Origin of the sequence: Arachidicoccus terrestris (assembly GCF_020042345.1) — a bacterium.
Lineage (GTDB): Bacteria > Bacteroidota > Bacteroidia > Chitinophagales > Chitinophagaceae > Arachidicoccus > Arachidicoccus terrestris.
The window spans coordinates 2,115,711-2,130,971 of record NZ_CP083387.1; the positions used below are offsets into that span (position 1 = coordinate 2,115,711).

The 15,261-nt window shown below is 45.0% G+C and carries 11 protein-coding genes; 1 reads left to right on the forward strand and 10 read right to left on the reverse strand.

What is annotated here, in order from left to right:
• Positions 1-38: 38 nt before the first annotated feature.
• From corA to K9M52_RS08445, 8 genes are all read right to left on the reverse strand, one after another.
• Entirely contained in the window at positions 39-1,130 is a 1,092-nt protein-coding gene (corA, locus tag K9M52_RS08410) for a magnesium/cobalt transporter CorA (protein WP_224071612.1), read from the reverse strand.
• A gap of 62 nt (positions 1,131-1,192) precedes the next feature.
• Entirely contained in the window at positions 1,193-2,533 is a 1,341-nt protein-coding gene (rodA, locus tag K9M52_RS08415; protein ID WP_224071613.1) for a rod shape-determining protein RodA, read from the reverse strand.
• Positions 2,534-4,642 carry a penicillin-binding protein 2 gene (gene mrdA, locus K9M52_RS08420; RefSeq protein ID WP_224071614.1) on the reverse strand — a complete coding sequence of 703 codons (2,109 nt, stop codon included), beginning with the start codon at positions 4,640-4,642 and terminating at the stop codon, positions 2,534-2,536. It lies immediately after the preceding gene.
• Between the two features lie 243 nt (positions 4,643-4,885).
• On the reverse strand, positions 4,886-5,419 hold the full coding sequence (locus tag K9M52_RS08425; protein ID WP_224071615.1) for a rod shape-determining protein MreD: 534 nt from the start codon (positions 5,417-5,419) through the stop codon (positions 4,886-4,888).
• Between the two features lie 6 nt (positions 5,420-5,425).
• Positions 5,426-6,286: a rod shape-determining protein MreC gene (gene mreC, locus K9M52_RS08430; protein ID WP_224071616.1), complete on the reverse strand. Its 861-nt coding sequence runs from the start codon at positions 6,284-6,286 to the stop codon at positions 5,426-5,428.
• Positions 6,287-6,519: 233 nt separating this feature from the next.
• Positions 6,520-7,545, reverse strand: a complete 1,026-nt coding sequence (locus K9M52_RS08435) for a rod shape-determining protein (RefSeq protein WP_091395449.1) — start codon at positions 7,543-7,545, stop codon at positions 6,520-6,522.
• Between the two features lie 197 nt (positions 7,546-7,742).
• Entirely contained in the window at positions 7,743-9,032 is a 1,290-nt protein-coding gene (locus K9M52_RS08440) for a hypothetical protein (protein WP_224071617.1), read from the reverse strand.
• A 195-nt stretch (positions 9,033-9,227) separates the two neighbouring features.
• A complete protein-coding gene (locus K9M52_RS08445; protein WP_224071618.1) occupies positions 9,228-10,445 on the reverse strand; it encodes an alanine dehydrogenase in 1,218 nt (405 codons plus the stop codon).
• 200 nt (positions 10,446-10,645) lie between these two features.
• Here K9M52_RS08445 and K9M52_RS08450 point away from each other — a divergent pair, with 200 nt between their 5' ends.
• Complete coding sequence (locus K9M52_RS08450; protein WP_224071619.1) at positions 10,646-11,128, forward strand: GNAT family N-acetyltransferase; 483 nt, start codon at positions 10,646-10,648, stop codon at positions 11,126-11,128.
• 28 nt (positions 11,129-11,156) lie between these two features.
• Here K9M52_RS08450 and K9M52_RS08455 read toward each other — a convergent pair whose 3' ends face one another.
• Together K9M52_RS08455 and K9M52_RS08460 are read right to left on the reverse strand one after the other, a co-directional pair.
• The gene (locus tag K9M52_RS08455) at positions 11,157-13,532 is read right to left on the reverse strand and encodes an ABC transporter permease (RefSeq protein WP_224071620.1); all 2,376 of its coding nucleotides are present in this window, start codon (positions 13,530-13,532) and stop codon (positions 11,157-11,159) included.
• Between the two features lie 283 nt (positions 13,533-13,815).
• Positions 13,816-15,213 (reverse strand): DUF4932 domain-containing protein, encoded by a 1,398-nt coding sequence (locus K9M52_RS08460; RefSeq protein ID WP_224071621.1) that lies wholly within the window; start codon positions 15,211-15,213, stop codon positions 13,816-13,818.
• Between the last annotated feature and the right edge of the window lie 48 nt (positions 15,214-15,261).

Genomic DNA, 15,261 nt, shown 5'->3' on the forward strand with positions numbered 1-15,261 from the left:
GCAGCCCGAAAACGATCCGGGCTGCCGGTGGAATCCGGCTAAAACCAGCCTCGTTTCTTAAAAACGATGATCATCCACAGTGGGATCAACAGCATAATGCCCACCGCGATCAGAAAGCCATAGGTATTATGTAATAAAGGAATCCGGGAAAAATTCATCCCAAAGATGCCGCCGATCACCGTAGCAGGCGCCAACAGGCAGGTAACAATCGCCATGACCTTCATGGATTCATTCATTTTCAGATTGGCCATATTCATATGCAGATCCTGCAGGTTGGACATGCCTTCCCGATAGTTTTCTACCATTTCCACCGCCTGCAGGATGTGGTCATAGATGTCCTTCAGATAGCGTAATGTCTTCGCATTGAACAAGGCATTTTCATTCTTATTCAGGCTGCTGATCACATCCCTGGCCGGAAAGATCGTCCGCCTGAATAGCAGCAGTTCTTTGCGCAGAAAAAGAATATAGGACATGCGCATCTGCGCGTTGGTACGGATCAGCTGGCTTTCACCTTTCTCCAGCTTCTCACCGTAAGAATCCATCGTGGTAAAATAATCATCCACTACAGCGTCCACCAAAGAGTAATACAAAAAGTCAGATCCATATTGGCGCACCTTACTGGTAGCAGACTGCAGCCTTTTTCTGACTTCTTCAAAAGCATCTCTTGTTGCTTCTTCCTGAAAGGTCAATACGAAATTTTTCCCGAGCACCATTGAAATCTGCTCCCTTCGTAATTCATTAAACTGCCCGTCCAGATACAACTGATAAAGCAGGCAATAGACAAAATCCTCAAATATATCACTCTTGGGGCGCTGGTCAACAGACAATATATCCTCTTCAATCAATTGGTGAATACTGAACTGCCGGCAGATCTGACCGACTTCCGCCCTGCGGAGCCCGTCTATATTGATCCAGACTTTCTTCTCGGTATTGATCAGGTTTCTGCACTGGCTTATTTCCATAAGGTCCAGTTTTTCAATAGAAAGCTGATCATAAACATAAGCCGTGATGACCACTTTTTCGGCATCCTGCCGAAGGGTATTGTCGGTCGGGTTTTCGAAAACCAGTCTGCCCGCAGATTCCCGGGTAGGAAGCCATAATTTAAAAAAATTACCTTTATCTAATTTCATGACAAATGATAACTGCTTTTCCGGTGAATAACAACTCTGTCCCTGTATATAGCTTTATATATTTACCTCAAGACCATCTGGCGGTCGGCATCCAGCCGCAGCATGATAAAGATCAGAATGGTAAAGGTAACAAGCGATGATCCTCCATAACTGACCAAAGGTAAGGGAATCCCCACAACAGGGAACAGGCCGATGGTCATACAGACATTAATGGCGATATGCATCAGAAAGATACTGGCCACACAATAAGCATATACCCTGGAGAACACACTTCGCTGTCGCTCTGCAATCTTTACGATCCTAAAGAGCAGTGCCAGATAAATGAGTAAGAAAGCTGCACAGCCAATAAATCCAAATGCCTCTCCCAGGGAAGTAAATACAAAGTCTGTTTGCTGCTCCGGCACGTATTTTCCCCTGGTCTGGGTCCCTTTTAAAAAGCCTCTGCCCAACAGGCCGCCGGAACCAATGGCTATTTTGCTCTGTCTTACATTATAGTCATCCGGCTTGGCATAACTTTTATTGGCTTCCTCCTTGGCAATACTGCTCTTATTTTTAGAGCAGTCATAAGCTTTCCCCACCATGGCATACACCCTGGTGGACTGATAGCATTGTAAAATATTATTAAAGATATAAGGTACGGCAAAACGCTGTATACCTACGCAAGCCGCCCAGATAAAAATAATCATGGCTAAAATCCTGCGGCTGCGTTTGATTTTCTTGCGTAACAGATAGAGCGTTCCGATGGCGATAGCTGTCAGGATGATGGCCAGGAGGTCCGGATCCATAATGAGGGTCGCTACCACCAGAACCCCAAAAGAAAATCCGATCAGCAGTATGGCACCCGGCAAGCCTTCACGGAACATCACAATAAAAAAGCAACAATAAACCAACGCCAGCCCCGTTTCATTTTGCATGATAGAAAGCATGGCAGGAAGCATGGCAATAATCGTGGCAATAACCTGAGAACGTAGTTTGGAAAAATCCAGCTCCTGCATGGACAGGTATTTGGCCAGCGCCAGAGAGGTAAATATCTTACAGAGCTCAGCAGGCTGCAGATTAAAGCCCCCACCCAGTGGAATCCAGCTTCTGGAGCCATTGATATTGCGCCCCAGCACGAAGGTGGCCAGCATCAGTAAAATACCAAACAGATAGGCCAGATTGGCAAAGGCCGTATATAGCTTCGAGTCACTGAGCAGAATAAAAATAGCCAGGATCGCGCAGACGCCTGCAAAGATCAGCTGCTTGCTGTATTCGGTCTGTCCGGAGATAAATGCAGAAGCCCAATTGACATCCGGATTGTATTCTACCATAAAAATACAAAGAATACCAATGGCTACCAGCGCAGTATATAAAAATACAACGACCCAGTCTATTCCTTTTGCTAACTTTTCTTGCTGATACATTTACTTTCCTGCTTTTTTACGGGATGAGAGCCTTAATGGCCATAATTTTGAACGCCAGTCAACCAACATAGCTTCTCTGATAGAATCCCGCCTGGCAGAATCCTCATGATGATCGGCAGCAGCCGCAATCAACTGTATGCTATCGGCTATATGCTGCGCTTCTTTCATTCTTGTAAGTGAATCACGTTTCCTTTCCCGGTCACGGGCTTTGGCCGCTTTCAGCGAATCCTGCTGTCTGCGCCATTCAAATATCTGATGGGGCACTAAGCTCGCCTTGGCTAACCGCTCCACATCCTTTTTCGTATCCTCTGTCAGCGTATCGTTGAGGTATTGCTCCATCATATGGGCTGCAATAGGCGCTGCCCATGCAGACCCATACCCTGCATTCTCCACATAAACAGCGATGGCAATGGTGGGATTTTCTATCGGTGCGTATGCGATAAATACAGCCAGGTTCTTCAGTTTAGGCACCTGTGCTGTACCCGTCTTTCCCGCAAACTGATGACCTGGTATTTTGATACTTGAGGCCGTCCCTTCCAAAGCCACATCTTCCATCCCTTTCTGCACCGCCCTAAAATCCGTATCACTGATATGCAGGTTAGAATGCTTCACTTTATATCTGGCCAGAAAACTGGTGTCCCCGGGTTGCGGATTTTCAATACTGTCGACAAAGTGCGGCGTATAGTACCAACCTTTATTTGCAATAATGCAGGCCTCATTGGCGGACTGCAGCGGCGTGGCGGTCATACGGTCCTGACCAATTCCCATTGTCACCATATTACACGACACCCAGCGATTTCCATAGTCATGATTATATTCTGAGGTATCAGGAATATTACCGGCTTTCTCCCCGGGAATATCGACGCCCAGATGGGTCCCAAACCCAAAATCATGCATGTATTGCCGCCAGCGGGCGTACCCTTTGCGTGGTGATCCATACTTGGGATTATCAATCACCATCCGGAAGATATTACAGAAATAAGAGTTACAGGAGTGAGCGATCGCTAACTGCAGATTTGCCGCGTGACCGGCCCAGCTTTCATCACATCTGACCCGCTTTCCACAGGCCCAGTAGGCGCCCCGGCAGTCATATCCGTAGGAAGAATTGATCACGCCTTCATCCAGGGCAATGAGTGCGCCTAAGGGTTTATAAGTAGACCCGGGAGGATACATCCCCGCAATGGCCCTGTTATACATCGGCCGGGACGTGTCCGTTACCAAAAAACCGATATGGCTTCTGTATTCACTTGGCGTAAGGTCATTGGGGTCAAAGGAAGGCGCTGAGACCATAGCGATAATGCCGCCTGTCTTCGGGTTGATAGCGACAGCAGCCCCTAACTTATTCTGGAAAAGCTTTTCACCGAGTTTCTGTGTATTGACATCAATGCTGGTATAAAGGCTTCGACCGGCCACAGCAGTTGTATCGTAGCTCCCTCCTGCATAAGGACCTTGTATCCTGGAACGGTTATCACGCAGGTATCGTTTTACGCCCCGCTGGCCCATGAGTACTTTTTCATATGATTTCTCGAGTCCGGCAATGCCGATATAATCGCCTGGCTGATAGCCCTCTTCGGGGTGGTCTTTTAAATAATTAGAAGACACCTCTCCCAGTCTGCCCAGAAAATTGGCCCCCACATGATAAGGATAAGTCCTGACCGGCCTCTCCTGTAATGCAAATCCCGGAAACTTATAAAGATTCTCATTGAGCTGGGCAAAGAGCTCCTTGGTCAAAAGGGGCTCGAACGTGCTCGGTTTAAAGCTACTGTTCTTGATAATGGCCGTGATCATTCTTTTATGGTATTCCGCAGTATCAATACCCAGGATACTGCAGAGCGTGGCGGTATCCACACCTTTTCTGGCCTCGACCGGAGTCACGGTAAAATCATAATTAATCACATTATCGATCATCGCATGGCCTTTCCGGTCATATATGATTCCTCGATCGGGATAGATCACCTTTCGAAAGATGGCATTGTTTTCCGCCTGCAACCGGTAGGAAGGAGAAAATAATTGCAGATTGAGTAATTGCGCCAAAATGATGGCGAAGACTACGACAAAAATGCCCAGAATAATTCTGCTGCGAGATTGATTATTATTTTGTGTGGCCATATACTCCCTACGTATTGCGTAATGCTATTGAATTGTTTATTGCCGGCCCCTTAGGCCTTCACGGGTAATAAATTGTAATTTACGGATAATTAAGCACATATCGCGCCATTATACGATCCGGTAAGAGACGTAAGGGCACGGCGTGTTCTTTCAAATGCAAAACTACACATTCGGTTTATTGCTTGTGCAAGTCAAGCCCAACTTCTTATATTTTTTTTGAAAATCTTTAACCCGTAGCTGTGATTAGCCGGCATTGGTCTTAAATTTCACTTTCCTGAAAAATAACAGCTCTGTAATAAAAATTAAGGCTAAGCTTAATACCGAAGTTGCCAGCACTTTACCAATGAAGAAAAGGAAGTCGCCAAACTGCATCCATTCAATAAAAGTCAGGTACAGATGATAGACGACCGTCAGTACCAGCACATAGATCGTATAAGGTCCGATACCAATACTTTTAGTACTGGGATCTGAGTAGGTAATTTCTGCTTTTTGTTGCGGCAGTAAAAGGTTGAGCAAAAAGGGCCTTAGATAAGCGATCAATACCATAGGAGCGGAATGAAGCCCCGGCACCCCTGAAAAATAGTCCAGTACCAGTCCAAACACAAAAGCAATCGCCATAAGTGCGACCCTGGACAGGCTAAACGGCAACCAGAGGATAAATAAGAAGGCGACCGTCGGTTTAAGATACTGATGAAGCAGCGGCACTTTATCCAGTACAAATACCTGCACCAGGATAAAGAAGATAAACCGCAATATATTTTTCATCAGTACACTCATGTCATATTATTTCTGAGCTTTGGACTCCAGGTTTTTTTGTTCTTTAATATAATTGTTTTTAATAACGTATACATATTGCAGCGTGTAAAAATCAGTCCCGGAGAGAATCTTGATCTGATAATAATTGCTGGACGGGTCTTCCTTATTAATCGTGATCACCCTGCCAATGATGAGGCCCTCAGGATAATTACCCGAATAATTACTGGTCACGACAGTGTCCCCTTTGGCGACTTTGGTTCTCTTAGGAATATTACTCAGGGTAAGAATATTAGGATATTTCCCATCCCATTCTATAAGTCCCGGCATATTGCTTTTTTTCAGCATACCGCTGACCCTGCTATTGTGATTAAGCAGACTCATGACCAGGCTATAGTTTTCACTGACTGCCACAACATGGCCTACAATACCATCAGGACCCGCAACAGCCATGTCCTTTTTGACACCCTGTCTGGAACCTTTCTCAATGGTAATAAAATTATTCTCGTTGGTCAGAGAGTTGCTGACCACTTTCGCTTCAAAATATTGGTATTTTCGGACAGTCCCTGTGCTATCGATATTTGTCGTATCCATCAGGGTATAAATATGATCCAGATGGAGTGAATCGGCGTTTCTGACGTAGGTTGAAAGCGCTGTGCGCAATGCGGCATTTTCCTTAGCCAGTCTTTTATTCGTACTCTTCAGGTCAAAAAAGTACTGGATATTATTGTATTTTTTCTGAATATCTCCAGTCAGGGAGTGGGCCGTGTTGGAGTAGGCAGCCTCATAGGTTTTATTATAATTTACCAGAAACGAGATACTCAGCACCTGAAAAATCAGGAACATAAAGAAGGTAAAAAAACGCCTTATGAATAAAAATATATTTTTCACACCCTACCTCGTTATTGACTATAGCGAGCTACTGCCCCGTTCACTAAACATCGTTACTTAGCATTCATCAAGCTGACGCCTCAAAATAAATATCCCGGTATAATGCCTGCGCCTAAAAATACGACTTCCTGTCAACCGCTTCCTATAAAACTTATACAGTTATCTGAATAACCTGATTCCGCTCATGCCGGCCAGCTGTTACTGGGTCTGCATGACAGCGACCGGGATCAGCATTAACGCATAATAAAAGGAAAACGCTGGTAGTGCTTCAAGGCAATACCTGTGCCACGAACCACGCTTTTAAGCGGATCATCTGCAATATGTACCGGTAATTTAATTTTCTGGCCCAGCCTTTTATCCAGTCCGCGAAGTAATGCGCCTCCACCGGTCAGGTATAAGCCCCGGCGGTAGATATCTGCTGCCAGCTCGGGAGGGGTGGTTTCCAGGGCTTTTAATATGGCTTCTTCTATTTTGAAAATACTTTTATCAAGTGCTTCTGCGATTTCCTGATAGCTGACCATGATCTGCTTGGGAATGCCGGTAACCAGGTCGCGGCCATTGACGGGCAAGTCATCAGGCGGATTATCCAGATCCTTCATGGCGGCGCCTAACTGGATTTTGATCTGCTCAGCGGTTCTTTCCCCGATCAGCAGACTGTGGTAACGCCTCAGCGCTTCCATAATATCAGCCGTAAATTCATCACCGGCGATACGGATGCTCTGATCACAGACAATACCCGCCAAAGCGATCACGGTAATACCTGTCGTTCCGCCTCCGATATCAATAATCATATTACCTACCGGCTCTTCCACATCGATTCCGATACCGATCGCAGCGGCCATAGGTTCATGTAACAAATATACTTCTTTGGCTCCGGCCTGTTCGGCACTGTCACGGACGGCTCTTTTTTCTACTTCTGTAATGCTGGATGGAATACAGATCATCATCCTCCAACTGGGGGGAAAAAGTGGCTTTTTGGGATGGATCATTTTGATCATTTCCCGGATCATCAACTCCGCTGCATTAAAGTCAGCGATCACACCGTCTTTTAAAGGACGGACTGTCCGGATGCTTTCATGGGTCTTTTCATGCATCAGTAAGGCGCGTTTCCCGACGGCCAATACTTCTTTCGGATTATTGCGGTTCAGCGCTACAATAGAGGGCTCATTTACCACAATTTCCTCATTATGAATGATTAAGGTATTAGCGGTACCTAAATCCATCGCTATTTCCTGCGTAAAAAAATTAAAAAGTCCCATTCTTTTTCTTGCTGCGTTTATTGTGTTGAAGATGCAAAGTGAAGCTAAATATAGTGAAATAACAAAACAGATTTTTATAATTATTTACACATTATAAATGTTTGCGTTATTTTAACACCATAGCTTACGCTACACCAGTGATCATAGATTTTGCAGCGAAAATAGCAGAATATTTTTGATGAAGGAATTTTAATTTTCTAATGAGCGGCAGCAGCCATTAAAATTTTCTCTTTGAAGCCGTCAAACCATTTGCGTGTCGCGTCTGCATAGAAAGGCAGTAAGGTCTCCGGATATTTTTTTTCCTCAAATAACAGAATGTTCTCTGCAGCTTTCAACTGATTTTGACTCATGGCCAGATCAGCGGCAGCCGTGTAGGCAAACCGGTAATTATTTAGGACCTGAATATTATCTTTATTATACGTAAAGTCACCATCGTCTTCAATCGAAAGTTCATTGAGCAACGATAGGCGATTTTCCAGGTACGGCAATGAAGTCGCTCTCCACTTGGGGACAATTTTCAGGGTAAGCCCGCGCAGTTCCGCATAATTATCCACGCCCAGGTACAAGCGCATTTGTTCAGGTACATCTGCCGCAAAATAAACATCGTTTCTGAAGCCGTTTTCCTGCAGAAAATCTTTTAAAATGATATCACTTCGCAGCATATAACTGTCATCTGCAGGTGTCGTCTTCCAACTGATCGCCGTATCCCCTATAATACCCGCCTTGTTCTTTATGGTCAATTCAGCCGGTTTCCATTTTCTTGATTTAATCTTTGCCAACTCCTCTTCCCCGAAGGCGAGCTTAAGCGACCCTTTTTTACGCAGATATTCCGGATACCACTGCGTATTCAGGAAATTCAGGCTGATACAATGTACATCCGGTTTATAATGTTCTACCAATTGTAAATAGGTGATATAATAAAAATAAACGTCGCCATTGGTAAACAGATAGGCACTATCCGTACATTCATCCAGTACCTGTTTAAAATAATCATTTACGCTGGCATTGATACCACCGTAGTTTTTCGCCTGTTGCAGGCACCAGACGGCGGAATCCCTATTGCCGGCACTCAGATATCTTTCCGCCTGGGCCCCCCAGACGGACAGCACCTTCGTGTGCGGATCAAATAAGATGGTCTCACCTGTATACTGATTGTTGGAAAGTTCAATACTGTTGACAAAACAGTCGGATGCCCTTCTGGCCAAAGCCAGGCTGGATGCGGGTAACTTTTCTCCGCTGGATGTGTTGAATTTATCGATGGCATTGCCGAGGAAATACCAGACTTCCGGGTCACCGGGATTGGTCACCGCCAAATCCTCCAAAGCGCGGCCGGTAGACACATAGGCCTCGGCAGGCTGACCTGCCAGGCCCTTGAGGTCTTTTTTTGCCTTCTGAAAGGCGGTGTTCCAGGCAGCAAAGTCTCCTTGGGCACTGGCAAACAGGCACAGGGGGAAGCTTAATACCAAAAAACACCATTTTCTCATCATAATATCTAGTTGAACGCTAGCTGGAGTTGCGGCCACAAAATAGCGAATAATTCAGAAAGCAGGCACTTTTGGAACCGATTCCTAAAGGCCGCTGTACTGAAGTAGCAGCTTTGACCGCTGTTTTAGCGTTTTGTTTAAATTTCAATGGAGATTTCTTATATGGCCTGGAGCACCAGGCGCAGAACCGTCGATCACCTAACGCCGGCTGGTTGCCAACAACAGATTAAGGTCTGTGTATTTCATATTAAATCTTTCACTCAGATAAAAATTCGTAACCTGGCCTTTAAACATATAAATGCCGTTTCTGAGATTAAAATTATGCCACAAGATGGAATCCAGGCCGCCTTCGTCGGCAATTTTGAGCAGCATCGGCATCAGTACATTTGAGATCGCATGACTGGCCGTCCTGGCGAAGCCACTGGCTATATTGGGTACACAATAATGAATCACGTCATGTTTTCTGAAAATCGGCTTTTCATGGGACGTCAGTTCACTGGTCTCAAAACAGCCTCCCCGGTCGATACAGACATCCAGGATGACACTTCCGGGCCGCATTTTGGACACCATATTTTCCGTTACAACAATGGGTACCCGGCCTTTCTCACTGGAAAGGGCACCGACGGCTACCTCGCAGGTTTTGAGCTGCTTAGCCAGAATCTTGGGCTCAATCACACTGGTCCAGACCCTGAACCCCAGATTGTTCTGCAGCCTTTTGAGCCGGTACACATTATTGTCAAATACTTTTACAGATGCACCCAGCGCCACAGCAGTCCGCGTCGCGAACTCGCCCACAACACCGGCACCAATAATAATAACCTTCGTAGGCGGAATCCCGCTGATCCCTCCCAGCAACACGCCCTTGCCATTATTAGAACAGGCCAGAAACTGGCCGGCCAGCAGCATGGCGGCACTGCCGGCAATCTCACTCATGGACCGTACGATCGGAAACGTACCACTATCGTCTTTGAGCATTTCAAAACCCAGTGTCGTGATTTTTTTCCTGGATAGCTCCTCCAGGATCTCTCGCTGCAACAAAGAATGATTCAACGGACTCATGATAACCTGCCCTTTCTGAAGTTTAGGCAGGTCGGACAGGGTGATGGGCGCACTTTTAATAAGAATAGGCTGTTTGAATACTTCGTCCGGATCCAATGTGATCTTCGCACCGGCTTCGCTATAGTCTTTATCACTGAACTTGCTTCCCTCGCCTGCCTTGGATTGTATAATAACACTATGGCCGTTACCGACCAGTACGCTGACGGCATCGGGAATCAAGGCAATCCTGTCTTCCTGGAACGCCAATTCCTTGGGAATCCCAATGGCTAATTTCGCTCCTTTTCTCTTTATATCCAGGGTTTCTTCCAGCGTTTCATAGCTGAAAGCTGTAGTAATAATCGGTTTCGATCCTGCCATTTTAGACTTTTCAGTCTGTAAATTTAAAGAATTTGTGAGAGATTAGACAGAATTTAATTTATGGGAGCTGTCTTCGATAGCCATAACAGTAGCAAAAAGATACATGTATTTAAATTTCAATATTTGAAAAGGTCAGTTTATTCTGTATTAATCCGTACCTTTTCCCTTCCGTTTTTAAAATTCGAAACCCATAGCAGGTCATGCATATCAGAACAGCGACGATAAACGACTTAGCAGCTATTGCTGCCATCGAACAGCGCTGCTTTCCTCCTAACGAAGCGGCGTCTTACGATTGTTTATCAGAGAGGTTACGGATCTTCCCGACACATTTCTGGTTACTGGAAAGAGATAACCGGCTACTGGGCTTTATAAACGGAATGGTCACAGACCGTCAGACCATTGATGACGAGATGTTTAAAAACGCCGGCCTGCATGACAGACAGGGCAAATGGCAGTCTGTTTTCGGCCTGGCGGTCGCTCCCGAGTACAGAAAAAAAGGATATGCGGGCAAGTTGCTCGACCATCTTATTGCGCAGGCCAGAAAGCAAAATAAAACAGGGGTAACGCTAACCTGCAAGGAGCACCTGATTGATTATTACCAGAAATTTGGTTTCAGGGATTCGGGTATCGGCCACTCCACGCATGGCGGTGAAACCTGGCATGATATGATCCTTACCCTTTAGAGCCCGGTATTGCTTATCGTTTTATCTGCTATTCTGATTTCAGGCTATTGACAGGATTTGACTTGGCAGATTTCAGCGCAATGAACAAAATAGTCGTTACTGTCATCATTATGACAATGAATGCACCCATCAGAAAACTGAACAGGCCTATATCTACCTTATAGGCAAACTGATGCTGCCATCTGGTAGTGACCAGCCAGGCGACCGGCGTGCCTACAACTACTGCCAGAAAAACCAGCTTTAAAAACTGGCCCGTCATTAGCCTGACCAGGCTGCTCACACTGGCACCCAATACTTTTCTAATACCAATTTCCTTTTTCTTTACTTCCGCCGTATAGGTAGCCAGTCCAAAGAGGCCCAGGCCGGAAATTAGCAAAGCGACCACAGAAAATGCCTTCAATAAACCGCCGGTTCTTTGTTCTGACCGATATTTATCGTGGAAGCTTTTGTCCAGAAAGTAATACGCAAAAGGGGCGTTGCCCGAATACACTTTATATAACTTTTCAGCTTCCCGGATAGCCTGCTGTGCTTTGGAAGCAGTCGTACGTACATAGAGGATATTCTTGAAGCCACGGCTGTCGATAATCAGCGGGCCAACCGCCTGGGTCAGCGGCTGATAATTAAAGTCCTTTACGATACCAATCACTTCTCCCGGCATACCTCCATTTACAATTCGCTGGCCAATATAAGGCGGTTTCAGCTGCATACGTCGGGCCGCCACCTCGTTTAAAATATACTTATTACTGTCTGAAGGTGTTCCTGAAAAATTACCTCCAGCCACAAACCGGAATTGCATGGTATGGATAAAGGCTTTATCGCCTGAAATCACTGTGAACAAAGTCTTGTCATTTTCAGGCTTTCCATTCCAACCAACGTTGCCGGTTTGATTCTCAACACGGGCTATATCATAGGCGTTACTGACGCCGGTTGCTTCAACGGCGGTTGATTTTAATAAGTCCGCTTCCAGTTCAGCCGCCCGGTCTACCATGTTATTCGTCATAGGTACCGCAAAAGCATAATGTTTATTATACCCGATATCTTTATTGAAGAGATACCGCATTTGCCGGTGTATCACAATAGCTCCCATCATCAATATAAAAGACGCGCTGAACTGAACAATGACCAGCACTTTACGAAGTCTCCCGTACCGGCTTTCTTTGACCATCCCCTTAATAGCCTTTGCCGCTTGTAAACCGGATAATAAATAGGCGGGGAAAACGGTAGCCAGCAATAGCGTTCCGCCAAAGACCGCCCCGATAATACCTGCTGTTTTGGGTTCCCGGATGACAAGGGTCAAATCTGCACCCGTAAAATGGCCCACAAAGGGTAATAAGCCATAAACAAGGCCAAGAGAAAGAAGAGCCGCTGCCAGAAATAATACAACCGCTTCCGTCATAAACTGCCAGAACAGTTGCATTTTGGCAGCGCCGTTAATTTTACGAACAGATACTTCCTTGAGCCTAGTCAGGGACCTGGCCGTAGTAAGGTTCATATAGTTGATGCAAGCGACCACCAAGACGATTATAGCCACTAACAGCAGCATCTGTACCATTCTCAGGCCAGAGGGGTCGCCGCCGGGCGCTGTCAAGTGTAAACCGCTGAGAGGTTGCAGGGAAAAGCTGAGTTCATTATTTTTTTGCTTTTCATAATTCTCTGAGATGGCTGCAGCGACACTGGCAGGGTCAGCCCCGGGATCCAGAAGAAAAAAGTCCTGAAACTCTATATTATCCACTGCCTCATTCACATAATGGCTATTTGGAATTGACCCCGCCGCCACCATACGCCTGCTATAGGCGTTCATCGGAAACAACGCACTATACTGCAGTGTTGAGTTTTCAGGGAAATCCTTCAAGACCGTTGCCACTTCGTACGTATCCCCGAAATAACGGATTTTTTTACCTATGGCCTTGTCCGTACCAAATAATTTAAGTGCCAGCCCCTGAGTAATGGCTGTGGCATTGATGTTATGAAGAAAGGTGGACCTACTGCCATACAAAATCGGATAATCAAACACCTCTAAAAAACCCGGATCTATGTAAGCTATATTATTACCGTCAAATATCCGGGTCCGATCCACAGTTGAGATATTCTGATCGCCCCAGGACTTGAGCCGGATCATTTTACCTATGCCCGATACTCCTTGAGTCAATACCGGCAGACCGCTGGGGGCCTGATCCCAGGTGACAGGGCCGTCTTCTGATTGTATGGTAGTATTCAGTCTGTAAATCTGCTTATATTGATGATGAAACTTGTCAAAGCTGAACTGATATTCGACCCATATCAGAAGCAGTATACTGGTCGCCATACCAATGGTGAGTCCGAGTACATTGAGCAGGCTATAGAACCGGTGCCCTTTTAGGTTACGCCAGGCAATTTTTATATTGTAATTTGACAAACTTCTCATAAAATCATTTTTTCTATTTAAGATCTTATTCAGCTTTAAGGCTAGGAACCGGATTCGCTCTGGTCTTTTTTTGCAAATGTTGCATCTCAGGACACTTCATCCTGCACCCATAGGAAGATCAGTCCCGCACAGGCGATACCAATGGCCAATCCAATAATATTGATCGCTGAAAAAGTCTTATTGTGTTTTAAATTTCGCCATGATGTCTTAAAAAATATGGTAGCATCGGGCTATTATTTTTGATTGAAAATTGAGTTCATTTTTATTGTCATTAAAATCCGTTTTACTGCCCGGCTGTCCTAAATCTGACGGTACGGCTTTTGAGTGGATAGCCATCCGCACTTTTAAAGGTCTTGCTCCCGCGCAGCACCATTTCATATTCAGTATCCGGTTGCAGGTCCAGGCCGATCTCAATTGATTTCCCATCTTTAGAATAACCAATTACTTTTGTGACAGGGAACCCGGCTTTTCCCGGCTTCCCATAATGAAATGAATAATGATAAACATCCATCGGCCTGTCAAAATAAAGGGTCATTGTCTTTAAACGAGGGTCTACATCCTGCTTGGTATCGACGGATGGGACTATGGCCGTTACTTCAGGGCATTTACTATTAATGGATGTCGCTGTCGTATCAAAAAAATGGATGATTTTGGGGTAAAAAGCCTCAAAAGTCGGATAGATATCTCTATGCTTTTCGTATTTCCCCAGTAATGCCACCAGTGGCCTGATCCACAAAAACCCCTCTTCCTCCTGTTGCGTCATCTCAGCATCAATCACACTTCCGGTCGCATGGTTATCGATCAAATACCGGACAACGGAAGCCCTTACAAGACTTTCATTCACCATGATCTGCCACATTCCGTAATTATCGGCGACCATAAAAGATTTCACCAAATTAAATAAAGAAGCAGCGCTATTTTTTAAGGTGTCATTATCTTCGAACTTCCCCAATATTGGATTGATAAAAGTATGATTGAATTCATGTACAATAGTCGGAAAATATTTATCCGCTGGGAACACCGGTTTGCCAAGTGTGTCAAACGTCCAACTCCCCTGTATGGCGTAGAGTTGTTTGCCGCCTTCTTTTGAATTTGTTTCCGCACCATAATTTTGGCCTCCGTTGGCACAACCAATAATAATATTGAAATGCCTGGGGCGCTTTGTTCCATAATACTTAAAATACCACGACTGATTTAAATTCGATATCATACTGTCATATCTTACCGTAATCTGGTCATAATACGGCTGTTCATTTTTAAAGAAATCATCGAATTTTGTTTTTGTATAAAAAGCATTCAATAGAGAAACAAATCGAATCGCATGTGCCTGGTCCCATCTTCCCAGATCAGTTTTCCAGCTATCAATAAGAGAAAACTTGCCGCCGTATAACTGTAGGCAGACAGCCATTGAAGAAACGGCGTCCAAGGAAATATCCTTCTGCGCCCTGACAAAACGCATAAACCTGAAAAGCGTATCCTCTTTGTAGGGATCAAAGTACTGATGTATATCTGCTACATATTTTTTTGCATAATCATCATTGTATTCCTCATATCCGGCCAGACGCGCAACAATGCTCAGGGTTTCCATTCTTTTATCCACCTTCGAATGGATTCTTTGTTGTGTAAAAGCAGAAACGGATACATTCAAAAGGAATAACAATAAGCATATCCTGCTGGCCATATATTTTTATATTTGTTTAGTGCATTCAAAGCCATGTCTAATCCCCTA

Excerpts from the sequence above, each read along its gene's own strand:
- K9M52_RS08435 (WP_091395449.1), bottom strand. The coding sequence starts at position 7,545 with ATGGGACTTTTTAATTTTTTTACGCAGGAAATAGCGATGGATTTAGGT.
- K9M52_RS08455 (WP_224071620.1), bottom strand. The coding sequence starts at position 13,532 with ATGAGAAGTTTGTCAAATTACAATATAAAAATTGCCTGGCGTAACCTA.
- K9M52_RS08450 (WP_224071619.1), top strand. The coding sequence starts at position 10,646 with ATGCATATCAGAACAGCGACGATAAACGACTTAGCAGCTATTGCTGCC.
- mrdA (WP_224071614.1), bottom strand. The coding sequence starts at position 4,642 with ATGGCCACACAAAATAATAATCAATCTCGCAGCAGAATTATTCTGGGC.
- K9M52_RS08460 (WP_224071621.1), bottom strand. The coding sequence starts at position 15,213 with ATGGCCAGCAGGATATGCTTATTGTTATTCCTTTTGAATGTATCCGTT.
- rodA (WP_224071613.1), bottom strand. The coding sequence starts at position 2,533 with ATGTATCAGCAAGAAAAGTTAGCAAAAGGAATAGACTGGGTCGTTGTA.
- corA (WP_224071612.1), bottom strand. The coding sequence starts at position 1,130 with ATGAAATTAGATAAAGGTAATTTTTTTAAATTATGGCTTCCTACCCGG.
- K9M52_RS08425 (WP_224071615.1), bottom strand. The coding sequence starts at position 5,419 with ATGAGTGTACTGATGAAAAATATATTGCGGTTTATCTTCTTTATCCTG.
- K9M52_RS08440 (WP_224071617.1), bottom strand. The coding sequence starts at position 9,032 with ATGATGAGAAAATGGTGTTTTTTGGTATTAAGCTTCCCCCTGTGCCTG.
- K9M52_RS08445 (WP_224071618.1), bottom strand. The coding sequence starts at position 10,445 with ATGGCAGGATCGAAACCGATTATTACTACAGCTTTCAGCTATGAAACG.